Origin of the sequence: Thermocoleostomius sinensis A174, from assembly GCF_026802175.1 — a bacterium.
GTDB lineage: Bacteria > Cyanobacteriota > Cyanobacteriia > Elainellales > Elainellaceae > Thermocoleostomius > Thermocoleostomius sinensis.
On record NZ_CP113797.1, the window covers coordinates 3,095,899 to 3,120,753 of the forward strand.

26 protein-coding genes are annotated in these 24,855 nt (G+C 49.3%); 16 read left to right on the forward strand and 10 right to left on the reverse strand.

The features are described 5' to 3' along the window. Positions 1 to 13: 13 nt before the first annotated feature. Positions 14 to 550, reverse strand: a complete 537-nt coding sequence (locus tag OXH18_RS13320) for a gamma carbonic anhydrase family protein (RefSeq protein WP_268607569.1) — start codon at positions 548 to 550, stop codon at positions 14 to 16. 117 nt (positions 551 to 667) lie between these two features. Here OXH18_RS13320 and OXH18_RS13325 point away from each other — a divergent pair, with 117 nt between their 5' ends. The 3 genes from OXH18_RS13325 (at position 668) to OXH18_RS13335 (ending at position 1,953) form a co-directional block, all read left to right on the forward strand. Then, positions 668 to 1,174 (forward strand): TIGR02652 family protein, encoded by a 507-nt coding sequence (locus OXH18_RS13325; protein ID WP_268607570.1) that lies wholly within the window; start codon positions 668 to 670, stop codon positions 1,172 to 1,174. 55 nt (positions 1,175 to 1,229) lie between these two features. Further along, on the forward strand, positions 1,230 to 1,673 hold the full coding sequence (locus OXH18_RS13330; RefSeq protein ID WP_268607571.1) for a VOC family protein: 444 nt from the start codon (positions 1,230 to 1,232) through the stop codon (positions 1,671 to 1,673). A gap of 85 nt (positions 1,674 to 1,758) precedes the next feature. Then, positions 1,759 to 1,953: a hypothetical protein gene (locus OXH18_RS13335; RefSeq protein WP_268607572.1), complete on the forward strand. Its 195-nt coding sequence runs from the start codon at positions 1,759 to 1,761 to the stop codon at positions 1,951 to 1,953. A gap of 105 nt (positions 1,954 to 2,058) precedes the next feature. On the opposite strand, the gene OXH18_RS13340 is transcribed toward OXH18_RS13335, so the two are convergent. After that, on the reverse strand, positions 2,059 to 3,765 hold the full coding sequence (locus tag OXH18_RS13340) for a glycosyltransferase family 39 protein (RefSeq protein ID WP_268607573.1): 1,707 nt from the start codon (positions 3,763 to 3,765) through the stop codon (positions 2,059 to 2,061). A 350-nt stretch (positions 3,766 to 4,115) separates the two neighbouring features. Here OXH18_RS13340 and OXH18_RS13345 point away from each other — a divergent pair, with 350 nt between their 5' ends. The 10 genes from OXH18_RS13345 to OXH18_RS13390 all read left to right on the forward strand — a co-directional run bounded on the left by OXH18_RS13345 (position 4,116) and on the right by OXH18_RS13390 (position 14,768). Then, positions 4,116 to 6,557 carry an ATP-dependent helicase gene (locus OXH18_RS13345; protein WP_268607574.1) on the forward strand — a complete coding sequence of 814 codons (2,442 nt, stop codon included), beginning with the start codon at positions 4,116 to 4,118 and terminating at the stop codon, positions 6,555 to 6,557. Between the two features lie 107 nt (positions 6,558 to 6,664). Continuing rightward, positions 6,665 to 6,991, forward strand: coding sequence for a hypothetical protein (locus tag OXH18_RS13350; protein WP_268607576.1), 327 nt, complete (start codon positions 6,665 to 6,667; stop codon positions 6,989 to 6,991). A 2-nt stretch (positions 6,992 to 6,993) separates the two neighbouring features. Next, positions 6,994 to 7,188, forward strand: a complete 195-nt coding sequence (locus tag OXH18_RS13355; RefSeq protein WP_268607577.1) for a hypothetical protein — start codon at positions 6,994 to 6,996, stop codon at positions 7,186 to 7,188. 479 nt (positions 7,189 to 7,667) lie between these two features. After that, on the forward strand, positions 7,668 to 8,537 hold the full coding sequence (locus tag OXH18_RS13360; protein WP_268607578.1) for an MBL fold metallo-hydrolase: 870 nt from the start codon (positions 7,668 to 7,670) through the stop codon (positions 8,535 to 8,537). Between the two features lie 104 nt (positions 8,538 to 8,641). Next, positions 8,642 to 9,592 carry a bifunctional riboflavin kinase/FAD synthetase gene (locus tag OXH18_RS13365; protein ID WP_268607579.1) on the forward strand — a complete coding sequence of 317 codons (951 nt, stop codon included), beginning with the start codon at positions 8,642 to 8,644 and terminating at the stop codon, positions 9,590 to 9,592. 61 nt (positions 9,593 to 9,653) lie between these two features. Further along, positions 9,654 to 12,530: a DEAD/DEAH box helicase gene (locus tag OXH18_RS13370; RefSeq protein WP_268607580.1), complete on the forward strand. Its 2,877-nt coding sequence runs from the start codon at positions 9,654 to 9,656 to the stop codon at positions 12,528 to 12,530. A 97-nt stretch (positions 12,531 to 12,627) separates the two neighbouring features. Next, the gene (gene rpsP, locus OXH18_RS13375; RefSeq protein WP_268607581.1) at positions 12,628 to 12,879 is read left to right on the forward strand and encodes a 30S ribosomal protein S16; all 252 of its coding nucleotides are present in this window, start codon (positions 12,628 to 12,630) and stop codon (positions 12,877 to 12,879) included. Between the two features lie 63 nt (positions 12,880 to 12,942). Beyond that, entirely contained in the window at positions 12,943 to 13,299 is a 357-nt protein-coding gene (locus OXH18_RS13380; RefSeq protein ID WP_268607582.1) for a KH domain-containing protein, read from the forward strand. Further along, positions 13,300 to 14,259, forward strand: a complete 960-nt coding sequence (locus OXH18_RS13385) for a PhoH family protein (RefSeq protein ID WP_268607584.1) — start codon at positions 13,300 to 13,302, stop codon at positions 14,257 to 14,259. A 53-nt stretch (positions 14,260 to 14,312) separates the two neighbouring features. Beyond that, entirely contained in the window at positions 14,313 to 14,768 is a 456-nt protein-coding gene (locus OXH18_RS13390) for a M67 family metallopeptidase (RefSeq protein WP_268607585.1), read from the forward strand. A gap of 114 nt (positions 14,769 to 14,882) precedes the next feature. On the opposite strand, the gene OXH18_RS13395 is transcribed toward OXH18_RS13390, so the two are convergent. Both OXH18_RS13395 and sat read right to left on the reverse strand, forming a co-directional pair. Continuing rightward, positions 14,883 to 15,302 (reverse strand): PPC domain-containing protein, encoded by a 420-nt coding sequence (locus tag OXH18_RS13395; protein WP_268607586.1) that lies wholly within the window; start codon positions 15,300 to 15,302, stop codon positions 14,883 to 14,885. Between the two features lie 359 nt (positions 15,303 to 15,661). After that, entirely contained in the window at positions 15,662 to 16,831 is a 1,170-nt protein-coding gene (gene sat, locus OXH18_RS13400) for a sulfate adenylyltransferase (protein WP_268613182.1), read from the reverse strand. Between the two features lie 386 nt (positions 16,832 to 17,217). On the opposite strand from sat, the gene purE reads away from it, so the two are divergent. Continuing rightward, complete coding sequence (gene purE, locus OXH18_RS13405; RefSeq protein WP_268607587.1) at positions 17,218 to 17,742, forward strand: 5-(carboxyamino)imidazole ribonucleotide mutase; 525 nt, start codon at positions 17,218 to 17,220, stop codon at positions 17,740 to 17,742. A gap of 25 nt (positions 17,743 to 17,767) precedes the next feature. Here the strand turns inward: purE and OXH18_RS13410 are convergent, their stop codons facing one another. Next, entirely contained in the window at positions 17,768 to 18,538 is a 771-nt protein-coding gene (locus tag OXH18_RS13410; protein ID WP_268607588.1) for a hypothetical protein, read from the reverse strand. Between the two features lie 118 nt (positions 18,539 to 18,656). Beyond that, on the reverse strand, positions 18,657 to 19,442 hold the full coding sequence (locus OXH18_RS13415; RefSeq protein ID WP_268607589.1) for a class I SAM-dependent methyltransferase: 786 nt from the start codon (positions 19,440 to 19,442) through the stop codon (positions 18,657 to 18,659). A 259-nt stretch (positions 19,443 to 19,701) separates the two neighbouring features. On the opposite strand from OXH18_RS13415, the gene OXH18_RS13420 reads away from it, so the two are divergent. Further along, complete coding sequence (locus OXH18_RS13420; protein WP_268607590.1) at positions 19,702 to 20,487, forward strand: SAM hydrolase/SAM-dependent halogenase family protein; 786 nt, start codon at positions 19,702 to 19,704, stop codon at positions 20,485 to 20,487. A gap of 508 nt (positions 20,488 to 20,995) precedes the next feature. Here the strand turns inward: OXH18_RS13420 and OXH18_RS25200 are convergent. The 4 genes from OXH18_RS25200 to petN form a co-directional block, all read right to left on the reverse strand. Further along, positions 20,996 to 21,505 (reverse strand): type IV pilin-like G/H family protein, encoded by a 510-nt coding sequence (locus OXH18_RS25200; protein WP_290428409.1) that lies wholly within the window; start codon positions 21,503 to 21,505, stop codon positions 20,996 to 20,998. Positions 21,506 to 21,761: 256 nt separating this feature from the next. Further along, complete coding sequence (locus OXH18_RS13435) at positions 21,762 to 23,120, reverse strand: methyltransferase domain-containing protein (RefSeq protein WP_268607591.1); 1,359 nt, start codon at positions 23,118 to 23,120, stop codon at positions 21,762 to 21,764. A 250-nt stretch (positions 23,121 to 23,370) separates the two neighbouring features. Continuing rightward, on the reverse strand, positions 23,371 to 23,523 hold the full coding sequence (locus OXH18_RS13440) for a hypothetical protein (RefSeq protein WP_268607592.1): 153 nt from the start codon (positions 23,521 to 23,523) through the stop codon (positions 23,371 to 23,373). An 88-nt stretch (positions 23,524 to 23,611) separates the two neighbouring features. Then, a complete protein-coding gene (petN, locus tag OXH18_RS13445) occupies positions 23,612 to 23,701 on the reverse strand; it encodes a cytochrome b6-f complex subunit PetN (protein WP_268607593.1) in 90 nt (29 codons plus the stop codon). A 281-nt stretch (positions 23,702 to 23,982) separates the two neighbouring features. Between petN and OXH18_RS13450 the strand changes: the two genes are divergently transcribed. After that, complete coding sequence (locus tag OXH18_RS13450) at positions 23,983 to 24,654, forward strand: HAD-IA family hydrolase (protein WP_268607594.1); 672 nt, start codon at positions 23,983 to 23,985, stop codon at positions 24,652 to 24,654. The last annotated feature ends 201 nt before the right edge of the window (positions 24,655 to 24,855 follow it).

The following is a 24,855-nucleotide window of genomic DNA, read 5'->3' on the forward strand; positions in this document are numbered from 1 at the left end:
TAATCCTCAAGATTTATTCGTTGGTGGCGTGCGCTCGGGCGAGTTGTTCATAGCGTTTAGCATGTTCAATCAATTCGCTAGCTTCTGCCTCGGAGACTAGACGAACTGTTTTGGCAGGAATGCCCATTACCAGCGTTCGATCGGGAACATCTTTAGTGACAACCGAACCAGCCCCCACAATGCAACCGCTGCCGACGCGCACCCCGTTGAGGACGATGGCTCCGATGCCAACTAAGCTACCTTCTCCAATCTGAGCACCGTGAATCACGGCGCGATGTCCGATCGTGACGTAATCCTCCAAAATCGTTGGCATTCCCGGATCACCATGCAGAATGGCTCCATCTTGAACATTAGTCGATCGACCAATGCTAATGCGTTCCACATCTGCCCGTATGACTGCCCCATACCAAACGCTCGCTCCTGCCTTGATTTCTACCCGTCCCATCACGTCGGCTGTGGGTGCGACAAAGGCGGCTAACGAGAGATCTGGAGGCTGACAAGACGGGGCTTGCCAAGACGAAACTGCCGACAAATCTTGAGAATTGCTCATAAGATCTTCCGTGTAAACAAACAATACCTGTAGAATTCCCCTGAGGAGCAAGTTTCCCCAGTTATAATAGAGCCACCGGATTTGGCACAAGTTGCCTGTACGGATAGCAGTTGCAAGATGAACCCAGCTTTACAGTATCCAATCTTTGGTCCAGAGATTCAGTGTCCCCATTGTCGCCAGATGATCCCGGCGCTGACCCTGACAGATACCTACCTGTGTCAACGCCATGGGGCATTTGAGGCAAATCCTAAGACAGGAGAACTAATTCATCTCCAGTCTGGGCGGCATTGGCGGCGGTGGAACAATGAGTGGTATCGCCAACATACTCACCCGGATGGGATTCGATTTGAAATTCACGAAGCTCTCGATCGCCTGTACACCCAAGGATATCGAGCCACCCGGGTGATTATTGCCAAACGCTACAAGGATTTAATCAGCACCTATCTGGAACGCAGCAGTCCTTGGCGTGGGCAGCCCGAATCTCCACGTCCGCGCTTGTATGGACTACCGGTCGAGTTTAGCCCCGATCCAGCAGAGGAACCCTGCTGGGAAGTCATCAATTTTGACTTAGAAAAAGAACCGGGTGCTCCAGTTCGTTATCCCTACTTTCGCCTATTTGAGTAGAAATTAACGCTGAACCTTCAGTCCTAATCCCCAACCTCTAACCCCCAATCCCTCTATGCACCATGCCTCCATTCGCACCGCTGACATCCATCGGGCGATCGCGTTCTATGAGCAACTTGGGTTTGAAATGTGTGAGCGCTTCACAGCAGGGATGACGCTAGCTTGTTGGATGAAGGGGCTAGGAGGCCGTATTGAACTGCTCCAGGTTCCTCAACCTCGTCCAGCCGCCGATGCATTTGGTGATGAGCACTACACGGGGTATTATCATTTGTCCTTTGACCTCACCGATATGATCGACGACCTATCGGACTGGTTAGCTAGCCTGAAAATCCAATTTGCTCAAGCGTCAGAAACGGGAAAGACTCAGCCACTCACGATTTTGCTGGAACCTACACAGCAGATTATTGGCGATCGAGTGTATGAAGTAGCGTTTGTTGCTGATGCTGATGGTCTGCCACTGGAATTTATTCGGATGATGGGAACTGTGAAAAATTTCTAGAATTGTATAACCGGAGAGAGGCGTTTCTCTCAAACATGGGCTAAGTTAGCAGTCTAAGGTGAAATCATTTTTAAACTCATTTGTTATGGAATCTGGTAGTCAATCGAGCGACCCGACCGATCACACGTCTCAAAAATTAGCGAGCTTCATTGGAACCCTCATTGCTTTATTAACCCTAGCGGCTCCGATTATTTCGATCGCTCACTTCCCCTCAACAAGGTACGATCAGATCCTCCAATCGCCCCAACAGTTATTGCCGCAGCCTAACGATCTAGACTGATCACTTAGTTTGCAAACCGTGAGCGAAGGTGCAAGATTTCATGTCATTGCATGAATATCCCTGCGCATTAGCTGCTTTGCCGTGGTTTTGGTTTTAATTCTGGTTTTAACTCGCTCTTCTAGATTCGCAACGGAAAAGCTGATAGGGAAAGCCGATGCGTTCAAATCGATCCGGGTCAACACGACACAAGGCCTTGCGTCGTGGTGTGGCCCGATCGTTAATTCTAAGCCGTTCTGGATAATCTTTTGTTCGCATTCCGGGTGACGCCACCACCCAAAGATTCAGCGGCAGCGGCAAAGGTTGTTCAAGGTCTGGAAAAGCTCGCCACACAGCGCCATATCCATCCGAGCGATCGAGAAAACCAAACCGTACCTGTGAGTCAATCGTGGTGGTTGAATACAACTTTTGCAACTCCAGCGCAAAACTTAAGCCCAACGCTACCTCCTGCAACGATTCATAAGCTGTGACAGCGACCAGCGATCGATCCGGTTCAAACGCCATAGTTCTAGCAACGCGATCGGGATGATAGGACTTTTGAAACACAACACCGTTGACCACTAAAAAACTGCTGAGCAAACTCGCTACCAAAACAATGATCACCGGAGGAAGCAGCCCATCACCCGCCCAGGAATTCTTCATCCCCTGTTTTCTGTTTCTCGTTCTCTGTTCTCCCCTTCCTGTCAAACAAGCCCCTAACAGGGCACACACGCCCGGATAATAAACAAAGTTGTAGCGGGGCACAACTGTCAAATCCTTATCTAATAAATAGACAATTGCGAAGAACTGTAGAACAACGCCTAGCGTAAACCCGGAGAGCAGTAGCATCGGCGATCGAAACGGAACCTGCTGCCATCGTATACGCCAACCTCGGTAAAGTTGCCAACCCAACCAGCTAGCAAAAACTAAGCCGACGATTCCCCAACCCAGCACCACGCGATCGGGCTGATCTTCTACTGGCAGAACAACCACCATTAGCACCCAATTCACCAGCGTTTGGTACAGTGGTGCAATTCGATCCTGCCAATCGGGCTTGTAGGGAATCAACCAATCCGTTTCGGGACGACTGAAGTGGTTAATGAGGGTAGGCAACCAGGGAAGATAGCTTAGCCAGACTCCGCCAATGGCCAGTCCGATTGCCCACCAAGACTGCCAACCTAGTCGCGATCGTTGCCACAGCATCCAGACCAACAACGCCAGAACTTGGGCAATAAAAGCGATCGCACAAAAGTAGTGTGTATAAAGCCCGATGCTGTTGACCCCGCACCAACCCAGCCATACCCAAGCCCGCAAGCGGTCAGTGACTAAATCTTGTTGCATCTTCACTAGCCCCACCAGCGCCAGCGTTATCAGCAGCATGGGTAGAGTATAGTGACGGGCTTCCTGAGAAAGATAGACCGCAAAAGGGGACACAGCCATCAGCGCAGCACCGATGAGTCCAGCACGCGGTGAAAAAGCTACCCGATTCAGCCAATATAGGGCAGCGATCGCTCCTACTCCAAACAAAGCAGGCAGGGACCGCAGCCCCCAGACCCAATTGTCTGGTTGCAGCCAGTTCATCCAGCCATACAGTAAGCAAAAAAACAGGGGCGGATGCACCGATTCGGTCGCCACCGTTTGCGTAATTTGGGCACAACTAATTCCCGGCTGAATAGAGAAAATGCGATCGAGGGCTGTGAGTGGAAAGAAAACATTCAACGGCACATCCTGTTGACTTTGCCCCAGGCTGAACAAAGCCGTCAGCACCTCATCTAACCACAACGGTTTTGAGTCGAGTTGCCAAAAACGCAGCAACAACCCTCCTAAGAGGATCATGAACAGAAGAAAATAATAGAAAGCAGGACGTTTCAAGGTGGGGCTACAGAATCAGAACAAGCCAACAACACTCTAACCGTAGGGTTGTTTAAGTTGGCAATTGAGTCAGACAGACAAACCATGGAGATCTTGACACAAAATTTCGAGCAAAATACCGATGTAGAGCAAGTCTTGTCATCGAATCATGGGGGATTATGTCCACGTTACCGCTGCCATGGTTTGTTCGACGCTAAATTTAGTTCTAATGTTGCCCCAACTCACGTGGTCAGAATCATCTTGTAGTTGCCTAGTTGGTTCAATTATCTGGTCAATCGCTCCAGCTAGATGCTGAGACTAAATGAGACACACTCATGTCAATCAACCTGATTCAAGTTACAGCCGCACAACGCGCTCAAATCCTTCAGCAAATGCGATCGAGGCTACGTCCTGGTCAGCAGCGCATGGCTGATTGGCAAGCAGGACCATTGGCCATCTCAGCGGTGCCGGGTTCAGGCAAATCAACTGGAATGGCGATCGCCGTGGCGATTCTATTAGCGACTCGATCTTTAGGGAGTCAAGATTCGGGAATAGAAATCGGGCAGAAAACCGAGAATAAAGAACAGGAAATTGGACTTGGACAAGAAGAATTTACCCCTAATTCCCAGCTTCTCCTAGTGACCTTTACCCGATCGGCTGTGGCTAATTTGAAGAGCAAAATTCGCGAGCATCTGCGATCGCTATCGATTGCATCCCAGGGATTCATGGTCTATACGCTGCATGGTTTGGCGTTAAACATTGCTACCCGCCATCCTGATTTATCAGGGCTAGATTTGAACCGCCTGACCTTAGTATCGCCCAATCAGAGCAGTCGCTTAATTCGCACCTGCGTAGAACAATGGGTTGCGGCTCATCCTCAGTCCTATCAACGCCTATTAGAAGGGCGACAGTTTGATGGTGAAGAAACAGAGCGCTTGCGGCGGCAATCGGTGTTACGGACAGAAGTCTTGCCTGATTTAGCCTATACGGTGATCCACGAAGCCAAAAGCTCTGGTTTGCTGCCCCAGCAGTTGTACGAGCTTGGAAAAAATGTGACTCGTCACGCGATCCTCGACGAGGCAGATTACGATGTGTTGACGATCGCCGCAGGGCTGTATGAACGCTACCAAACTCTACTGCGACAGCGCGGCTTTCTGGATTATGACGACATGATTCTGGCAGCGTTAAGAGTATTAGAAAACTCCAGTGCCCGCCAACTGTGGCAATCTCAAATTTATGCCGTGTTTGAAGATGAAGCTCAAGATTCTTCACCCTTGCAAACTCGCCTGTTGGAAATTTTGGCAACTGCTCCCAACCAAGCCGATCGTCTCCCTAACTTAGTGCGGGTTGGCGATCCCAATCAAGCGATTAACTCTACCTTTACTCCGGCCGATCCAGCGTTTTTCTATGAGTTCTGTGAGCGCTGTGCCCTTACCCATCGCCTAGCCGAAATGGATCAGGCTGGGCGCAGCACTCAAGCCATCATCGATGCTGCCAACTTTGTGCTTACCTGGGTTAACGATCGTTACGCCAACCTCCAACCCCCAATCCCCAATCCCCAATCCCCAATTCTTCCTTTTCGTCCCCAGTATATTCACCCTGTTGCACCCGATGATCCGCAAGAAGATGCTAATCCAGACCCCGAAGGAACTGGACTAGAAATTCGCTTTCCGCCAGATATCTATCAGACGGTGAACTTGATTGGCTTGCGTGTGGCCGAGTTGTTGACCCACTATCCCGATCGCCGAGCAGCGGTATTGGTGCGGGAAAATCGACAGGGGCGATTTATAGCCGACTTGTTGCAAAATCCTGACTTCTATCATCTAGACATTAACCTGAAGCAGTCTGGCATCGAACTCTATGATGTAGGTCAACGCGATCGTCATTCTCACGTGCCCGCTGAGATTTTGACGATGCTGCAATTTCTCGATCGTCCTCACTCGCCGGACTATCTCAAAGCTGCTCTTCAAGTCTTAGTCGATCGGCAATTGATTCCTACACAAGATTTGAATGCGCTCGTGAGTTTTCCTGAACAATTTCTCTACCCCGGTCCGCTTGATCCACCTCAACCTGATCCAGTTCGACGAGCCAGACGCTATTGCGTGAGCTTGCTCAAAGCACGATTGGAGTTGCCACACTATCAACTGATTCCATTTCTGGCGATGACGCTGCAATACGAACAATCGGAACTGGCAACAGCAGACAAACTGGCAGAACGAATTATCCACCAAACGTTTGGTGATTCCTCAATGGCAACTGTCCTCGATGCGCTCGGCGAAATTGTGCGATCTGAACGGTTTGAAGCAGTGGAGATGGAGGAACCCGAATCTCGACTTCTACGCCCTCGCCAACTTACCCTCATCACCATGCACAAAGCTAAGGGTCTGGACTGGGATTTTGTGTTTATCCCCTTCCTGCACGAGCAGGTAATTCCTGGTCGTCTACGGGTACTGCCACAAGCCCAGTTTTTGGGCGACTTTACCCTATCAGAAGTTGCAAGAGCACAGATTCGAGCGAGCATTCATGGCATGTATCCGTTGCCTGATCTGCTGTCAGCGTGGCAGCGGGCCGAGTCACTGAAAATTGCGGAAGAATTTCGCTTGCTTTATGTAGCCATGACTCGGGCCAAGCGCTTGCTGTGGATGTCAGCGGCCCACAAAGCCCCATTTAGCTGGAGCAAACCCGAAAACTTAGACGATCGAGCGCCGTGTCCAGTTTTGCCAGCGTTGGTTCATCAATTCCCCCAATCTATGAGCCATCCCTCCAAGTTGAACTAGAGTTGAACTAGACATAAATGGGCATTCACTCTATGCATTAATAGACCGTGGGGGCTTTGCCCGATTTCAACCCTGTTCTAGGGTGACCCTGTTTTAAGAGTGAACCTATGTCTGATATTTTTGTCCTGGTTCGAGACCAGGATAACGTAGCTCTGACCTCGATCGAAGGAATTCCTTTTATAGCTCAACTTCGGCAAGGCATCAAAACCCTGGCAGAAGAAACGGTGGATTTAATTTACGCAGATGCTGGCTTCGACGATTTACCTTTAGGAGATTACACCGTTGTTGTTCACCATGAACGAGTTGAACCGCAAGAAGCCGCTTATGATGTAGTTATAAATACTCACGACGAAATCATCCTCCTCACATTTATTTATTTAGAACCGGAACAAATTCTGCTACACATTCAGGCTGCTAGAGAGAAGAGGCTATAGACATGTTGGTAAAGGTGATTTCCTCCTGTTCCATCAAAGCATTTCGCTACCGAGTTCACGCGCTTGAACAAGATCTATGGAAAGCAACCGATCCGGTGAGTCGAGCCAATCTGGCGCTGCAATTGGCTGATGCAGCCACAACTCTAGCCCGCCTGGAAATGCAAGAAGCTCAAAAACAGCAGCAGGATGTTCTGTAAGCCGATCGAATCCTGTTCCCACCCTAAAAGACTTGCCGCGAGCTAGTTTGCATTAGCTCATCCGGCGATAGACCAATCAAGAGTTGGGGAAAACTGGATTACGCGATGTGCACCTCTCTGGATGCAATGTTTGGAACCATTGCTGCATGGTGCGGACTCCTCCTCATTCCGTTTCTGTTTTCAACCGTTAGAGAAGACAAGGAAGCCCATCTTGCATGACCTCTGCTTCTAGCGTTGGTGAAGGGCAAAACAAGGCAAACCATCGCAGAGGCAAACCAGTTGCTGAAGTTGAAGTACATGGCTCAATTTAAAAATCTCATCAAAAATCGACCTAAATTTGCTGAGTTGGCGGTTGTAAACCTTCCTCCTACCTTTAGGTTCACTATATTAAGAAGTAGTATCCGCGATGTTCAGTTTTTAAAGGTACCGGCAACTAGAACGCAGCTACTACGCTAGGCGAAATCTGGCAATTAATGTTCATGTCTATCAGCAACGACCAATTTACGATCCGCTTTTGGGGAGTCAGGGGAAGTATTGCCTGTCCAGGACAAAGCACGGTTCGCTACGGAGGAAATACGGCTTGCGTTGAAATGCAAGTTGGGAAACAACGTCTGATCTTTGATGGGGGTACAGGGCTGCGGGTGTTGGGGCAAACTCTGTTGCGTGAGATGCCTGTAGAAGCGCATCTCTTCTTTACCCATTCTCACTGGGATCACATTCAGGGGTTCCCATTTTTTGTGCCTGCCTTCATTCGCGGCAATCGCTTTACTATTTATGGCGCGATCGCTCCCAACGGTTCTACCATCGAACAACGCCTTAACGACCAAATGCTGCATCCTAACTTTCCGGTGCCACTGCAAATTATGGGTGCAGAGCTAGCCTTCCAAGATTTAGATATTGGTGAACCTGTGCAAATCGGCGATGTGCTTGTCGAAAATGCCTTACTCAATCATCCTGGCGAATCAGTTGGGTATCGCATTAACTGGCAAGACTATGCCGTGGCTTACATCACCGATACTGAACATTTTCTCGATCGCCTAGACGAGAATGTGCTGTGGCTCGCGCGTAATGCCGATGTCATGATTTATGATGCCACTTACACAGACGAGGAATACTATTCAGAGCGATCGAGTAAGATTGGCTGGGGGCATTCTACTTGGCAAGAAGCTGTGAAGGTCGCTAAAGCCGCTAATGTGAGCAAGCTGGTAATTTTTCACCATGATCCGCTGCACGATGATGACTTTATGGATCACATTAAGGAAGAGGTGACTCGGCAATTTCCTAACAGTGTAGTAGCCTGGGAAGGTCTAGAAATTGATTTATTGGCAGTTCCCATCGCAGTTTCATAGACAGGGGCAACGTTTGCCGTAAGGTGGGCAAGTGCCCGGTGTCTGCCATTGGAATGGGCAATGTAGGAGTGGCAAAACCGCTGTTATGTGTCAGAATGTAAAGCGTGTGGATTACTTCTTCTCTTGACACAATTAAAACCCCAGCTTTTGTTGCTCTTGGAAACTTCGATGGCATTCATCAAGGGCACCAGCAAGTAATTCGTCCGATTTTAGGACATACATACGCCACGGTTTTAACCTTTTGTCCGCATCCTCAAGAGTTTTTTACAGGAAAGCAACGGGCTTTGCTGACTCCACGCGATGAAAAAGCGCAATATCTTCAAGAGTTAGGAGTGCAGCAGTTGGTGTTGTTGCCATTTAACCAAACTCTTGCCAATCTGACACCTCAAGAATTTGTCGAAGAAATCTTAGTTCGACGGCTGCAAGCCAAGCAAATTAGTGTAGGACAAGATTTTTGCTTTGGAAAACAGCGATCGGGCACGACATTAGATTTGCAGACGATCGCGGCTCAACATGGAATTGAAGTGCAAATTGCGCCTTTGTTTGTTCATAATGGAGAACGCATCAGCAGTTCTGCCATTCGTCAGGCCTTAGAGCAAGGAAATTTGTCCTATGCCAATCAATTATTGGGACGGTCCTATCGGCTGATTGGACAGGTGAATCCAGGGCAACAACTCGGACGAACGATCGGCTTTCCCACAGCAAACTTAAAGCTGCCGCCTGAAAAGTTTGTGCCACGCCAAGGGGTTTACAGCGTTTGGGTGTATCGTCGCTCGCAGCCAAATCCAACTCCCTTGCCAGGCGTTATGAACATTGGTCGGCGTCCGACGGTGAATGGCACCAGTCAAACCATTGAGGTGCACCTGCTAGACTGGTCGGGCGACTTGTATGGCGAAACCTTGAGCGTGAGCTTAGAGAGTTTCTTGCGTCCTGAGCAAAAATTCTCTTCGCTAGAAGACCTCAAAGCTCAGATTCAAACCGATTGTGAGAGTGCTCGATCGCAACTAGCCCATGCTCGTCCCCAGCCTCAATTGATGCAAAAGACTTATGATTGAGAATGTGGGGGTTGCGTCCTCTTGTACTATCCTTCTTTTAATGTGCTAATGGCTTGAATCTGTGAACCTTTCTTCTGGTGCAACTCAACTCGACTTGACAAACGTGTTTCCGTTTGAATTGGACGATTTCCAAAAGCAGGCAATTGCTGCGTTGGATGCGGGACAGTCGGTAGTGGTGTGCGCGCCAACAGGTTCGGGAAAAACACTCATTGGCGAGTATGCAATCTATCGGGCTTTGGCACGCGGCAAACGGGTTTTCTATACGACGCCTTTGAAGGCGTTGTCAAACCAAAAATTGCGTGACTTCCGAGAACGTTTTGGAGCCGATCGGGTGGGGCTATTGACCGGAGATGCTTCCATTAACCGAGATGCGCCTATCTTGGTGATGACCACAGAAATTTTTCGCAACATGCTCTACGGCACACCGATTGGGCAAGTGGGCACCTCGTTGGTAGATGTAGAAGCAGTGGTGTTGGACGAATGCCATTACATGAACGATCGTCAGCGTGGTACGGTGTGGGAAGAATCGATCATCTATGCTCCACCCCTGATTCAGTTGGTGGCTTTGTCTGCCACGATCGCCAATAGTGATCAACTGACTGATTGGATTAGACAAGTGCATGGCCCAACGCAATTGGTCTATTCCAACTTTCGTCCCGTTCCGTTGGTCTACCACTTCTGCAATCCTAAGGGTCTGTTTCCCCTACTTGACAACAAGCGCAAAGCCATCAATTCTCGCTTAAAGCCTAAGGGAGGACGCCAACGAGGACGGCAAGATGCGCCTAGTTTGCTGTATGTGGTTAGTCAGCTTCAGCAGCGAGATATGCTGCCTGCGATTTATTTCATCTTCAGTCGTAAAGGCTGTGACAAAGCTGTCGCTGAACTAGAGCATTTATCGCTGGTGAATCGCGCAGAAGCCGCCGCCCTCAAATATCGCATTGATGCGTTTTTGCAGCGTAGTCCAGAAGCGGCTCGCACGGGGCACATCGAACCGCTATATCGAGGAATTGCTGCCCACCACGCTGGAGTGTTGCCGGCTTGGAAAGGACTCATTGAGGAGTTGTTTCAAGAAGGACTCATCAAAATCGTATTTGCCACCGAAACCTTGGCCGCTGGCATTAATATGCCCGCCCGCACCACAGTGATTTCTAGTTTGTCTAAACGCACCGATCGCGGCCATCGGTTACTAAACGCCTCAGAATTTTTACAAATGGCAGGACGGGCAGGACGACGCGGTATGGACGATCTAGGTCATGTTGTCACGATTCAAACTCCCTTTGAAGGAGCCACCGATGCCGCCTACTTAGCTACCTCTGGAGCTGATCCGCTGGTGAGCCAATTCACACCCAGCTATGGCATGGTGTTAAATCTGCTGCAAACGCACACACTGCAACAGGCTCAGGATCTAGTGGAGCGCAGTTTCGGCAATTATCTATCAACGCTGTACTTGAAACCCCAACAGCAGGGAATTGAGGCCCTCACAGCCGAACTGGAACGACAACGGGCACAAATGCCGGATGTCTCTCCAGACCTGTTGACTAGCTATGAGAAATTGCACGATCGCCTCAAGGAAGAACGGCGACTGTTACGAACGTTGATGCAACAAGCTCGGGAAACCGCAGCCAACCATTTGGCAGCCTCGCTATCGTTTGCCGTTGCCGGAACTGTATTAAGCCTGAAAGGAAAGCATGTACCCGTCACCACTCCCTTACCTGCCGTTCTAGTGGTGAAAATTCCTGGCTCTGGTCAGTTTCCCTACTTTATTTGCTTAAGTCAAACTAATCGCTGGCATGTGGTGGCGGTCGGGGATGTGGTGGGAATGCACCCTGAATTTCCCCGAATTGCCGAAGTGGATCATCTAGTTCCACCCATGGAACTTTCGCCCAGGGCAGGAGCCGTGCGCAAAGGGGATGAGTTGACATTGCCGATCGCTCAGCAAATTCCCGATATTCCACCTGACACAACAGTTCCGCCCGAAGTGCAAGATCAGCAGGGACGCATGGCCGCTGTAGAAGCACAACTGCAAGCCCATCCACTGCACGAATTTGGCGATCCGGGGCAAATTGTGAAGCGCGCTCAGCGCTTGATCAAACTTGAAGAAGATATCGCATCCCGTCAAAGTAAGTTAGAGCGATACTCCCAGCGCTACTGGCAAGAGTTTTTGAATTTGATGGAAATTCTAGAATACTTTGGCTGCCTAGAGCGGATAGATGATTTTGAGGAGTTGGAACGTGAGCAACATGATTGGCAGGATTGTAACGGTCAACAGCCGCTCGATGGCTACACTGACTCAGACAATTCTTGGGAAGATGACAAGCTCAACCATTCGTCACCGAAAGAATCATCGATCGAGAGGACTATCAATCTAGCAGACGATCTAGTAGATGAAGTAGATGAATCGGTTGCTCCAAACATGCCCAGAGAACGCTGGCTTACCACGACTTCCGGTGAAATTGCGGCGGCCATTCGCGGTGACAACGAACTATGGCTAGGATTAGCCATTGCATCGGGTGAACTGGATGCCCTCGATCCTCATCATTTGGCAGCGGCTTGTGCCGCTCTGGTGACAGAAGTATCGCGCCCAGATACGTGGACTCGCTATGAAAGCTCTCCGGAGGTAGAGGCTGCATTAGCAGGATTACGACGCATTCGTCGGGAACTGTTCAAACTTCAGCGTCGCTATCAGGTTGCGCTGCCAGTTTGGCTGGAAGCGGATTTAGTGGGATTGGTGGAACAGTGGGCGTTAGGAGTGGAGTGGAGCGATCTCTGCGGCAACACCACTTTGGATGAAGGAGACGTCGTCCGTATCCTACGACGCACGGTTGATTTTCTGTCTCAAATCCCCCATGTACCGCATATTGGTAATGAATTGAAGCAGAATGCTAATCGAGCTATTCAACTCATCGATCGCTTCCCAGTCAATGAAAGTGTCGATTAATTGGATGCTTTAAAGCGATGTGTTACCAATACAGCGTGATATAATGTTGATTTTGGAGTCAATTGTAGAGTCTTACACAGGAGCATAACAGTCAGGCATGATTAAGCTGCGCTTAAAGCGATTTGGAAAAAAGTTTGAGGCAAGTTATCGCATCGTTGCCACCACTAGCACGTCTCGCCGGGATGGTCGCCCCTTAGAGGAACTGGGCTTCTACAACCCGAGAACGGATGAAGTGAAGTTAGACGTAGACGGTATTATTCGACGACTCAAACAAGGTGCTCAGCCAACTAAAACTGTTCGTCAAATTTTAGAAAAGCAGAAAGTCTTTGAGCAGCTTCGCGCCTCTTAATTCACCTTTATTCATGGGCTACATTGACCTCACTGTCTAATTGTTCGATCGCAGTTGTTGAATATGTCCTTCTCGCCCTTGTCATCGCAACCAGACTATAACGGGTTAGTTAAGTTTTTAGTCGTTCCTTTTCTAGAGTCTCCTGATTCCCTCAAGGTAGATAGTGAGATCTCACCGCGCACGTCGCGGGTTTTGATTCGCGTGGCGATTGAAGGAGAAGATAAGGGTCGAGTGTTTGGTCGAGGGGGACGCAATATTCAGTCGATTCGCACGGTGCTACAGGCGATCGCTCAGGCCTCGGGGCATGTAGCTCATTTAGAGATTTTTGGCAGTCAAACAGCGGGTCGAGATTCTGCTGGTGATGATAAACCCCATCTTTCTCGCTCTGCTCCTCGCCGTCCATCCCGTTCGCGTCACTAGATGGCCATTTCTTTAACGATCGATCTGCCCAATCCGGCTAGTGCCATGGCCCTAGCTGGAAATCAAGAGGAAAATCTGAAGCAACTGGCTCAGCAAACCGGAGCCAAACTATGTTTACGGGGACAGGCAGTACTGATTTCTGGCGAAGAAAAGCAGGTACACCTGGCTGAGCAATTAGTGCGGTCACTGGAACCCTATTGGAGCCAAGGCAAAAATATCACTGGGGTTGACATTCTGACAGCACGACACGCCCTCAATACCGATCGCCAAGCAGATCTACAAGCGCTTCAGCGGGATGTCATTGTTAAAACTCGGCGTGGTGAGGAAATTCGAGCCAAAACCTTTCGACAGCGGCAATATATTGAAGCGCTGCGATCGAAGGATTTGACGTTTTGCACCGGCCCGGCTGGAACGGGGAAAACCTTTTTGGCGGCTATGGTCGCCGTGCAAGCGCTGTTAGACAACCAATACGAGCGCCTGATTTTGACCCGTCCGGCGGTAGAAGCTGGAGAACGACTTGGCTTTTTGCCGGGGGATTTGCAGCAGAAAGTGAATCCCTATCTGCGACCGTTGTACGATGCGCTGTATGAAATGGTCGATCCTGAAAAAATTGCCAACTTGATGGAGCGTGGCATTATTGAAGTGGCTCCATTGGCTTATATGCGCGGTCGCACTCTCAACAACTCGTTTATTATTTTGGACGAGGCCCAGAATACTACGCCAGCGCAGATGAAGATGGTGTTGACCCGCTTGGGGTTTCGATCGCGCATGGTAGTGACAGGCGATATTACGCAAACCGATTTGCCAACCTATCAGCAATCTGGATTAGCTGTGGCCCGCAGAATTTTGCAGAAAGTAGAGGGCATTGCCTTTTGCGAATTGTCGAAAGCCGATGTGGTGCGAAATCCGTTGGTGCAACGCATCGTGGCAGCTTACGAAGACTATGAAGAGAAAAGCTAGCAAATCCAGGGAGGGTTGCCATTCTTCAGCTTACAGCCAGCCAGTTGCAAGACATGATTGCCCACGCTGAACGCACCTACCCTGAAGAGTGCTGCGGATTACTTATGGGCTATGTCGATCGCCAATCCGCTCCGGAACGGCGAACTCTGGTTGAGGTGTTTCCGGTCGTCAATGCTTGGAGTTTGACCGTGGCTAATGAGCTAGCTACGGTTATACCCGAAGCACTTGCGGGATTGAAGCGCGCCAAAACCGAGCGCTACTGGATTGATCCGCGCGATTTGCTACAAGCCCAGCGCTATGCCCGTGATCGCCAATTCAGAGTGATTGGAGTGTATCATTCTCATCCCGATCATGTTGCGATTCCTTCCGAGTGCGATCGGCGCTTGGCATGGCCGCACTATTCTTACCTCATCGTCTCGGTACATCAAGGGAAGAGTCAAGAGACACACTCTTGGTATTTGGATGACAGACAACAGTTTCAATCGGAAACACTTTTAATTCAGGATTGAAACCCAGGCGAGTCAAACCCGATCGCGGCAAGGGCAGGATTGCCAAGATTAGACTCTATTAGCTGCCTCAATCTGTGTCATCTCAAAACCTGCCCCTACTTTCTGAAGCGCTCCCTAGTCGTCAATCGGCTGCAAACGGCTCACTCGTAGCGTAAAGGCGCCTAAGCCTTGACCGGCATAGGGGCTGACCCGAATGATGTATTGCCCACCCTGTGTAATGCGAGCGAACAGCAATGAATTGGTTGTGCCATCAGGGCCATCGTCGTTTTCACCAACCGTAGAGCCATCGGGGGCAATCAAGGTAATGATTGTGTCAAATTCTTCAGACGTTAGATCCATTACGACTTGATCGCCTGCTTCGAAAGTGACAACATAATCTCGGTAGAATCCGCCAAAACCTGTAGGGATGTCCTGGTCAGTCAGGGAATCAGACACTTCGCTACCCGTTAGCTCGATCGGATTATACAGCGGAGGGGTTTGGGCGTTCGCTGATAAATGAGGCACGCCTACTGCCAACAGTGTGGCCGGAATCATAAATGGGAGACCGAGTTTAGCCAACAAAAAATTTCTCATACTGAATGCAGAACCCCGCCAAAAACAACATAAATTCGTCAATTTGACCCTACCAGAGTAGCTCAATTTCAGCGCAATACTAGATCTGCTTCCAAAATCTGTGAATTATTTAGGTTTATGTAACAAATTTCCCAGCGAATAGTCAGCACGGATTGAGGCTCAACATAAAAACTCAATACTAAAAAACAAAAAAGGAACATGAATGACCATGCTCCTGGCGACATAATATGCGACACAATACAGTGTTTATGCTGTTCTCTGCGATCGGTATGAATTTGATTGCAATGAATTCGCTCGCGCGGGTGCTGATTCTCTAAGTTCTACTGTGCCTGCATTGCCCGCACTAGTTCTGCGGCCACCTCTGGGCGAGAAAATTCAGGCGGCGGCAGTTCCCCACGACGCAGCAGTTCGCGGACTTTTGTGCCCGATAAGTGAATCCGTTCTTCAGGCAAACTTGGGCTAGTTTTGGTGGTTGCCATCGACTGAGTGCGGGTGCAGTAGAAGGCATGTTCAAACTTCATCGGAGTAATGCCCAACGCAGCCGGATCAAACTCGTCAAAAATATGTTGAGCGTCATAGGTACCATAATAATCGCCCACGCCCGCATGATCGCGTCCTACAATGAAATGGGTACAGCCATAGTTTTTACGCACCAAGGCATGGAAAATGGCTTCCCGCGGGCCCGCATAGCGCATGGCAGCCGGATTGATGGCAAGAATGACGCGATCGTGAGGGAAGTAGTGCTCTAACATGATTTCGTAGCAGCGCATTCGCACATCTGCCGGAATATCGTCAGACTTTGTTGCTCCAACCAACGGATGTAAAAACAGCCCATCTACCGTCTCCAAAGCACATTTTTGAATGTATTCATGCGCTCGGTGAATGGGATTGCGGGTTTGGAAACCGACCACCGTTTTCCAATCTTTGTCACGAAATAGCGATCGAGATTCGGCCGGATCGATTTGATAAGTCGGAAAGCGAGGATCAGGATCGCGCTGCAACAACCAAACCGGACCAGCAAGATTCACCGGACCCTGGTTGTAAACCACATACACACCGGGATGCTTTTCTTCATTGGTGCGATAGACGTGCAACGCTTCATGCATCTTGTCATAATGATATTTCTGCGTTAGTTGCAGTACCCCGACAAACCGGCCCGTCGCGTCATCTAACCGAACTAAACTGCCCTCTTTTAGGGGTTCCGCTATTTCTTCTGAGACCGAGAGCGTAATTGGAATTGACCAGGGCAGACCGTTAGCCAAATGCATGTCGTCCACAACGCGATCGTAATCGGACTGTTCCATGAACCCAGTGAGGGGACTAAATCCACCAATGGCGATCATGATCAGATCGGAAAAGGTGCGCTCGTCTAGAGAGATCCGGGGTAGATACTCCGCCTTGTCCAGAAATTCAGCCCGTTGTTCAGGAGTGCAAATACGATTAATCAGTTGCCCACCGTGTGGAGCAATATTATCGGTATAGTGACTCAAAATAGTCCCCTCTTTGCTAATGTGATAGGTCAGAGCCGTAACAGCATGGAATGGATGATGACAATCCGTCTGCCCAGATGCTTTTGGTGAAGCCAGCCTAGTAGAAGCCAACTCGACTAAGCAAAATTGAGCAAACCGATCGGTTAATTAATTTTGCGATTAAGCAACATTACCTAACGGTCATGTTAAGTAATGCTGAACAATATCCTAATACAGCTTTGCACTCAACTTGATCACAAACCCGATCGACTTAGGGGAGAACTGACCTTCTTAACGGTATCTTGATAAAAGCAGCGCTAAATTGAACGATGGCTCATTATTTCTTTGAATTTCTTCCTACTACAACTTTTTTGCTGTTGCAGTTATTTCGTTAGGGTTGCCTCTGCATGTCTTCTCCCCTCATCGGTATTATCATGGGCAGCGACTCGGATTTGCCCACAATGCAAGCGGCTATTCATATCTGCCGCGAGTTTGGTGTTCCCTATGAAGTGGCGATTGTGTCTGCCCATCGCACACCAGAACGCATGGTGACCTATGCCCAGCAGGCCCATCAACGCGGCTTAAAAGTAATCATTGCGGGAGCCGGAGGAGCCGCCCATCTACCCGGCATGGTGGCTGCCCTGACTCCGCTCCCCGTCATTGGTGTGCCCGTTGTCAGTCGGCATTTACAAGGAGTAGACTCGCTCTACTCGATTGTGCAAATGCCTGCTGGAATTCCGGTGGCGACCGTGGCGATCGGTAATGCCAAAAATGCAGGGCTGTTAGCGGTACAAATGCTGGCTAGCCATGATGGAACGCTATTGGAGCAAGTGCAGCGCTATCGCCAAAGCCTTCATCAAATGGTGTTAGATAAGCAGGCGCGGTTAGACGAGTTGGGCTATGAGGCTTATCTGAAGCAGCCACCTTCTTAGAGATTTCTGAGAGATCCTGCACAGTTTAGAACATCCACTCGACACCAATTCCAAGGCGTCCATTAGTTTCACTCGATTGGTGCTGCACCTGTACTTCTGTTGATAACCGCACGTGGCGAGTTACGGCATAGGCTGCCGACAGAGTAGACAAACTCATCGTTTCTTTTGTACCCGGAGCAACCCAAGTTTGGGTAAAAGCTAAATCGGCGGCTCCGGTGCGGGATGGAACCAGCAGTACGCGAATCCCGATGTTGACCCCATCAGTACGATCGTCCGCCCACTGAATCGATCGATAGCCCAGTACAGGTGCAATGTTGACATAGCCGCCCAGAGGCAACAGGTAGTAGCGAACATCGGCTCCATAGGATTCCTGAACGGCTGCAAAGGCTGTTTGATAATCGGCACTGAGGGTGATGCCCGTGCGGCCCACAAACACATCTTCGACGCCAACCAACAACCCAGAAGCGGCATCGGCATCGGGAAAATGAACATAGCCAAGCCGTAAGCGGGTGCGAAAACTGGGATCATGGCGAATATCCGATCGCACATCGGGCACTTCGTTCAACCAGCGTTGCAATACGGGGCTTTCTTCAAGTAAAGCGGGGTCAAGATTGAGGTCTTCTGCCGTTTGAGTCGTCGTATTAGGAGAAGCGACTGGACTAGGCTGAGATGGGGCTAAGTCAGGTTGAGATAATACAAATCCACTTGCCAAAACAATTCCTAATAGCGTTCGCGTAGCCATTCGTTGAGTTATACCTGTGGCAGGTTCGCTAACCGTTGAAATCAAATGGTGCATTCAGAGTGTTGAGCGATCGAGGGTTGGAATTATACCAATTTAAATTGAGAACGTGGCAGATGGGGTCAGGGCGATTCGCAAATTGCCCTGACGAGTGGTCCGTTTGTCGCTAGCCTTATTACAGGATGGGGTGGCGATCGGCCAAGTAGAGATTAACGCGATAGGACAGTTGCACCCGATCGGCGTCTGCCCAACGTTGATACAATTCCTGCAATGCAATTCGCAGTTGCTCATAGAGTTCGCCAGATTTGGGCACGTAGGACGAACTACGCACCAATCCAATTAGTTCCTCCCAAGTCAACCGATGCGTATGCAAGGGAGTGTGGGCACGGAAGTTGGTAAACCAGCGGCTCTGCTCTAGGGCCGCACCCGATTTGCGATCGGCTTGGTCAAAGATTTGTCGATCGGCTACTTTGCCAACAATAGTTGAGTATTGCTGAGTAAAGGGATCATCAAGATTGCGATCGTTCCACATCAGCGCTACTCGGCCATGTGGTTTGAGAATCCGATGAAATTCTGCCAGGGCAACGGGTTTGTTGAACCAATGAAACGATTGGCAACACAGCACCAGATCAACCGATTGATTCGGCAATCCAGTTTGTTCGGCTGTACCATCGCGAAATACGACTAGCGCATGAGGAGCCGCCGCCGCTCGCATCGCCGCATTTGGTTCGATCGCCCACACCGTTGCCCCCCGATCAGCCATCAGTCGAGCAGAAATCCCTGTGCCTGCTCCCACATCTGCCACTACCAACCTAGACGGTTCCCCCAACCCCTGCACAATCAGATCGATCGCCTCCGACGGATAGCTGGGTCGATATTTAGCATAATCCTGGGCCCGGTTAGAGAAGCGATCCAGCGGATTTTGAGTATGCAGCGGCTGAGGCAAAGATGGATTAGTCATGAGGGTTTTGTGGGTGATGTAATGCAGCTTACTTCGTTTTTCTAGGCTCCCTCTTTTAAGATTAAGCTACGGTTTAGCGTTTCTGAATCCAAGTAGGAGTTGCAAAAACGCCACCTATTCCCGGCGTTGCTGAATTCAGGTATGATTTGCCAACCTTGCTCCCAACTGTCAGGGCAATTCGCGAAACGCCCCTACGAAATTCATACCTCCGATCAGCAACGCCCCATTCCCTATTCCCTATTCCCTGCTCCCCACTCCCATGTTCATCTTCCTAATTGCAGACTACGGCATCGGCGATCCAGCTTTTGCAGAAGTGAAACAGCGGCTATTGTTGGCCCTGCCCCAAGCACAGATTCACGAATTGTCCGTACCGCCGTTTAGTACCCTGGCCACTGGATTTTGGATTGCCCAACTGGGATTGAATGCGGGGCCCGATCGCCTGATCTACCATAACTGTGCACCTCGACAGGATGATCCCCACGCGCGACGAGATAATGAAGGCGAAGGATTAACCTATGCGCTGTTGCCGAATGGGGTGAAGGTAGTGGGCGTTAATGCGGGGTATACGCTATCGTTTATCAAACATCATGCCAAGGTGCTGCGAACGGTAAACGTGTCGCGGGGTGGCTCTCAGTTTCGATCGCGAGATGTGTTTCCTCCGGCGGCGGCGGCCATTGCTCAGGATAATTTTTCTTTGTTAGGGGAAACAATCGATCCAGATACCATTCCCGAGATTCCGGGCGATCGGGTGGCGTGGGTAGATGGCTACGGCAACATCAAAACTACGATTCCTGCTCATGCTAATGCGTTTGAGCCAGAAAGCAAGATTGTGATTCGGGTGGGCGATGTGGTCAGTGATGCCATTTATTCAGATGGCAGTTTCCGTGTCCCCGAAGGAACCTTAGCGTATGCCCCGGGAAGTTCTGGTTGGACAATGCCCGATGGCACAGTTTTACGCTGGATCGAACTGTTTTTGCGCGGCGGTAGTGCTTGGGAACGGTTCGGGCGACCGCGAGTTGGGCAAGCGATTACACGCATGGGATAGGGCAGAGGGAATAGGGAGTGGAGAATAGGGAGTTTGACCCCAAAGAGTCACATATGGGGTAAATAGGAAGAGAGATAAACGGCACAAGCTACCAGGTAGTTGATGCACCCGGTAGCATTGAGGATACTTGAAGAACTTTTACACAAAGAAGACTCTATAGCGCTTTGAAGTTTGCTGGGAAGTGAAGAAGAAGCAAAAAGCAGATGAGAAACTAGAAAGCTTCCTACCTAACTGATAATCGGCGTTGCTGAATTCATATATGATTGACCAATCTTATACCCACGCTTTGTCAGGCGGCATCGCATTCGCCCCACTGCCTGCGGCTCCTCTCCTTAGCAAAGGGAGGTTGGGAGGGGTCAGCATGCTGTGCAACCGAATAGAGAATGGGTATTAGATCCTGATCGTAAGGGCGTTTTGTGAAACGCCCTTACAAGATTCATACATCCAATCAGCAACACCTGATAATTAATTTAATCTGCTTGAGAATCTGTGCTACACCAAACCCTTGCTACAGGATTTTCCACTTAGCTGTGTCTGCACACTCAGTAGCAGATTTAGGAGCCGCTGCTGCTGTTCCAACATCTTTTGCTTCACAGGTGATGGCACGAGTCTGTCCATCAGTTTGAAGAAATACTCCACCAGAGTAGGCTTTGAGAGATTTGGTATCTAACGGTTCTGCTGTGACTACCCCCTTCTCTGCATCATTGTTGCCCATGCCAGTGTACTTGAAGTTTGTAGTCGTTTCGTTTAGCCCAACTTCCAGTGCCTTAAAGTCTTTTGCAAATGTGGAATTCTCAATTCGGTAGGCTTGCTGTGCCCGGTTGACTGCACCCACATAGCTCTTGGCTTCAGACTGCTTGGCTTTGGCGGCTTGGTTTAGGAAGGAAGGAAGGGCGATCGCAGCCAAAATACCGATAATAATAATGACAACCAATAATTCAATTAGGGTGAATCCTTTCTCAGCCTTTTTACGGTCAATCATGTGCTGAAGAAACTTCACTTTAAAATTGGATTTCATGGGATAAGCTCCTTGAGTTGCGGGTATTTGGTAGATTTCTAACTCCTACGGATAACGTACCCACCTCAATTTAGGTTCATATCATTCATCCGGAAAATTCTTTCCTGTTTTTACGGAGATTTTTTATTTTTTAGTATTTTTTTATACTTAAAGACGCCGGGGTCATGCCTTTAAGCACTCACCCCCATCACCCTACCGCCTGCGGCACCTCCCCTGGGTAAGGAAAGGCAGGGAGGTTTTGCATCTAACCGGAACGCTAGCCGATCGCCCCAGCAGAACTGGTTTCCAGCAGCACATACAGAAAAGCATCCATGCGATTTAAAAGTCCCTTTACGGCAACAAAAGCGGCTGTAGCAGGTAGGGGTTGCAAGGTCTCAGGATCGATCGATCGAACTTTCTGATAGCGTTCTGCCAGTGTTTGAATCGGTTGCGGCCCATCCCACAATGGCAATAGGCAAGCGGCTTGGCTTGGCTCTAGAAACACGGGTGCCAGCGTGGGTAATTTGACTTCTCGGCTGATTTCAAACGCCTCTCCCGTCTTAATGCAGCGAATTAGCTCAGCTTTCAGCGTGTCTGTGCAAAGTTGTGGGTGGAGATGCACGATCGCTTGTTGCCAATCAGAATCATCCCATTCGTCCACTGGAGTTCCGTCCGCTTCGGGATGGGCACACCAAAAATCAATCAGCCGATGCACCGGATGTAGTAATTCAAAGGCGTGCAGCTTTTCTTCAGCAGACGCTTCTGCCAAACTCATGCACCAAAATGCAGGCAGATTATCAGCATCTTTGAATAACTCCACGATATCCCACTGCCGCCAGTTCACCAGGTTGACAAACGCTAGATCGGCAGCACGCAACATAGCGAAGGTTTCAGGAATCGTGAAGCCCTTGTCGCCCACAAACAAGAGATTCATCGCAAGAAATTCTTTGAACTTCTCAGGAGAACCTGGTAACTCTTCTTTGCTTTTCCAGGTTTGTTTCTTCAAGCGAACTTCATCTTTCAATGCATTCATTGTATCAGTTACAATTTCTTCCTCTAGTTCTTTCGGACTTTCATTCATTAATCCCATTAGTTTGAACAGCGCTTGGGCCCGATAATAGCTTTCCCGTTGATAGACATTGTGGAGATTGGCACGAATCAGCCCTTTAGGTTTCAAAACTGCCTTCATCCATTGCAACCCTTCAGCCGGATTTGGTAACAAGTACAGCATTTCATCGCAGTTAATATAGTCAAATTTCATTCCCAACTCGGCAATATTTTCGATGGGTAACACATGAAATTCTGCATCATGAAACCCGTGATGGTGCAGTCGTTGTTGTGCTAGTTTTATAGATTCTTCAGAGATATCAATACCAACAATTTTTGCACCCGGATTAGCTGTTGCAAGCACCAAGGCATTGTAGCCACTGCCACAACCGGCATCTAAAATAACTTTGCCTTGCGTATCAATAACGCGGCGATATTTGAGATAGTAGGGCGTCACCAGGTTGTGAAAATACAGGGTTTGATGATCAGTACTAGGAGAGCGATCGATCGGAATTCTGGGATAGGGACCATAGTCAAACTGCTGACGAATTTTGTCAAATTCTGTTAATTCAGGTACTGAAATGATCATGGCAACAGGTTGAGCGATACTCTGCTTTTACAATGCCCATTTCAGTTGCAATCATGAACTAATCAACAGTCATTAAGTTTGATGAAGCGTTGGATGAAGCATTAGCTCGACTTAGCGTTGTTAACCAAGCCTAACAAGAATAACAAGAACCAGTGCGGACAAGCAGGCAGGTTAGAAGGATGCGTTAAAAAAGCAGCAAGCAACTTCAGCTTACTGCACAAAGGTGGAGGTGCAAAAATAGTAGATTTTACTAGCGCCGACGGGTTTCTCGGGTTTCGTTGTCTCGCCGTCGTCGATCGCGCCATTCTATCGTTGTGAGATAGGCAACACCCCCTGAGACGGCAATGAGTAGCCCCAGAGCCAGCGTTGCAAGAACAGTTAGGAAAATATTGTCAACGCTCATGTATCAACGCTCATATGTCAATGCTCATGCTGTCTGCCAATGCTAGAAAGAGGCCAATAAGGCTTGAACTCAGCGTTTAGCGATTTGTCTAGAACCCGTTCCGTCCCCAAATCACTAAAGCGATCGAGAAGGTAAATACTGTCAGCAACGAAACCCAACCAAGAGTCAAGATGTCCATAGCTTGATGTTAAACTGCCATAATTACGATCGTTACAAATTTAATCATAGATCAAAGCGGAACACGAAACGGATGAAGAATAGGCATGGCTGAATCGGGATCTGACTCTGACCGCCCCCTCACCTTAGCCCACTCCTAACCAGCGAGAGAATGAGCGAGCCGACTCTCTTCTCCCTCCAGGAGAAGAGTTGGGAATGAGGGCAACTCCGGCTTGAATTAGCCACGCCGAAGAATAAGGCTCAAGGTTTTGATCGAAGGTTTCTTCCTATAGAGCAATGAGGATGTCTAATTTGAGACTAATCACTCACATCATTTACGATTTTGACGGGTTGCTGTTAAATACTGAGCCAATTCACGCCCAAGTCAACCAAACGATCGCCGCTCGCTATGGTAAAACCTTTGATGCCACAGTTCGGACAAAAGTGATGGGGCGCAGAGCACAGGACTCTGCTCAAGTGATCATTGATGTGCTGTCGTTACCGCTTACGGTTGAAGAATATTTGGCTCAAAAAGACGCGATTATCTATGATCTCTACCCCGCTGCTTGTCCGATGCCTGGGGCGATGGAACTGACTCGGCATTTCCATCAAGCCCAACTCCCTCAAGCGATCGCCAGCAGTTCTTCCCGCCGTCCGTTTCAATATAAAACGCTGCACTATCAAGACTGGTTACAACTTTTTGATCTCATCGTTTTAGGCGATGATCCGGCGATCGCAAACGGCAAACCTGCCCCTGACATCTTTCTACTGGCTGCCGAGCGTTTAGGTGCGGTGCCAGCGCATTGTCTCGTGTTCGAGGATTCACTGGCGGGGCTATTTGCAGCCAAACAGGCGGGAATGGCGGTGGTAGCGGTACCTGATCCAATCATGGACAAACGCTTATTTCAAGCCGCTGACCAAGTTCTGAATTCACTCACTGAGTTTAATCCGCAAGACTGGAATCTGCCCCTGTAAATTACAGGCTACTTAATTGACAACTCGTTCCCCCTCATCCCCTACCCCCTGCTCTCAGAGGGGGCGAAGAGGAGCCGAAATGATTGTGAGTGGGGTCAACGTTCCTCTCCGGCTCTGGAAGAGGGTTAGGGCAAGGGTGATCGAGCTTTTGTCAGTCAATCAGATATTAAATGGCAATCGTGCTACTTCCGATCGAGAAAG

Excerpts from the sequence above, each read along its gene's own strand:
- OXH18_RS13320 (WP_268607569.1), bottom strand. The coding sequence starts at position 550 with ATGAGCAATTCTCAAGATTTGTCGGCAGTTTCGTCTTGGCAAGCCCCG.
- OXH18_RS13325 (WP_268607570.1), top strand. The coding sequence starts at position 668 with ATGAACCCAGCTTTACAGTATCCAATCTTTGGTCCAGAGATTCAGTGT.
- OXH18_RS13330 (WP_268607571.1), top strand. The coding sequence starts at position 1,230 with ATGCACCATGCCTCCATTCGCACCGCTGACATCCATCGGGCGATCGCG.
- OXH18_RS13335 (WP_268607572.1), top strand. The coding sequence starts at position 1,759 with ATGGAATCTGGTAGTCAATCGAGCGACCCGACCGATCACACGTCTCAA.
- OXH18_RS13340 (WP_268607573.1), bottom strand. The coding sequence starts at position 3,765 with ATGATCCTCTTAGGAGGGTTGTTGCTGCGTTTTTGGCAACTCGACTCA.
- OXH18_RS13345 (WP_268607574.1), top strand. The coding sequence starts at position 4,116 with ATGTCAATCAACCTGATTCAAGTTACAGCCGCACAACGCGCTCAAATC.
- OXH18_RS13350 (WP_268607576.1), top strand. The coding sequence starts at position 6,665 with ATGTCTGATATTTTTGTCCTGGTTCGAGACCAGGATAACGTAGCTCTG.
- OXH18_RS13355 (WP_268607577.1), top strand. The coding sequence starts at position 6,994 with ATGTTGGTAAAGGTGATTTCCTCCTGTTCCATCAAAGCATTTCGCTAC.
- OXH18_RS13360 (WP_268607578.1), top strand. The coding sequence starts at position 7,668 with ATGTCTATCAGCAACGACCAATTTACGATCCGCTTTTGGGGAGTCAGG.
- rpsP (WP_268607581.1), top strand. The coding sequence starts at position 12,628 with ATGATTAAGCTGCGCTTAAAGCGATTTGGAAAAAAGTTTGAGGCAAGT.
- OXH18_RS13380 (WP_268607582.1), top strand. The coding sequence starts at position 12,943 with ATGTCCTTCTCGCCCTTGTCATCGCAACCAGACTATAACGGGTTAGTT.
- OXH18_RS13385 (WP_268607584.1), top strand. The coding sequence starts at position 13,300 with ATGGCCATTTCTTTAACGATCGATCTGCCCAATCCGGCTAGTGCCATG.
- OXH18_RS13390 (WP_268607585.1), top strand. The coding sequence starts at position 14,313 with ATGATTGCCCACGCTGAACGCACCTACCCTGAAGAGTGCTGCGGATTA.
- OXH18_RS13395 (WP_268607586.1), bottom strand. The coding sequence starts at position 15,302 with ATGATTCCGGCCACACTGTTGGCAGTAGGCGTGCCTCATTTATCAGCG.
- purE (WP_268607587.1), top strand. The coding sequence starts at position 17,218 with ATGTCTTCTCCCCTCATCGGTATTATCATGGGCAGCGACTCGGATTTG.
- OXH18_RS13410 (WP_268607588.1), bottom strand. The coding sequence starts at position 18,538 with ATGCACCATTTGATTTCAACGGTTAGCGAACCTGCCACAGGTATAACT.
- OXH18_RS13415 (WP_268607589.1), bottom strand. The coding sequence starts at position 19,442 with ATGACTAATCCATCTTTGCCTCAGCCGCTGCATACTCAAAATCCGCTG.
- OXH18_RS13420 (WP_268607590.1), top strand. The coding sequence starts at position 19,702 with ATGTTCATCTTCCTAATTGCAGACTACGGCATCGGCGATCCAGCTTTT.
- OXH18_RS25200 (WP_290428409.1), bottom strand. The coding sequence starts at position 21,505 with ATGAAATCCAATTTTAAAGTGAAGTTTCTTCAGCACATGATTGACCGT.
- OXH18_RS13435 (WP_268607591.1), bottom strand. The coding sequence starts at position 23,120 with ATGATCATTTCAGTACCTGAATTAACAGAATTTGACAAAATTCGTCAG.
- OXH18_RS13440 (WP_268607592.1), bottom strand. The coding sequence starts at position 23,523 with ATGAGCGTTGACAATATTTTCCTAACTGTTCTTGCAACGCTGGCTCTG.
- petN (WP_268607593.1), bottom strand. The coding sequence starts at position 23,701 with ATGGACATCTTGACTCTTGGTTGGGTTTCGTTGCTGACAGTATTTACC.
- OXH18_RS13450 (WP_268607594.1), top strand. The coding sequence starts at position 23,983 with ATGTCTAATTTGAGACTAATCACTCACATCATTTACGATTTTGACGGG.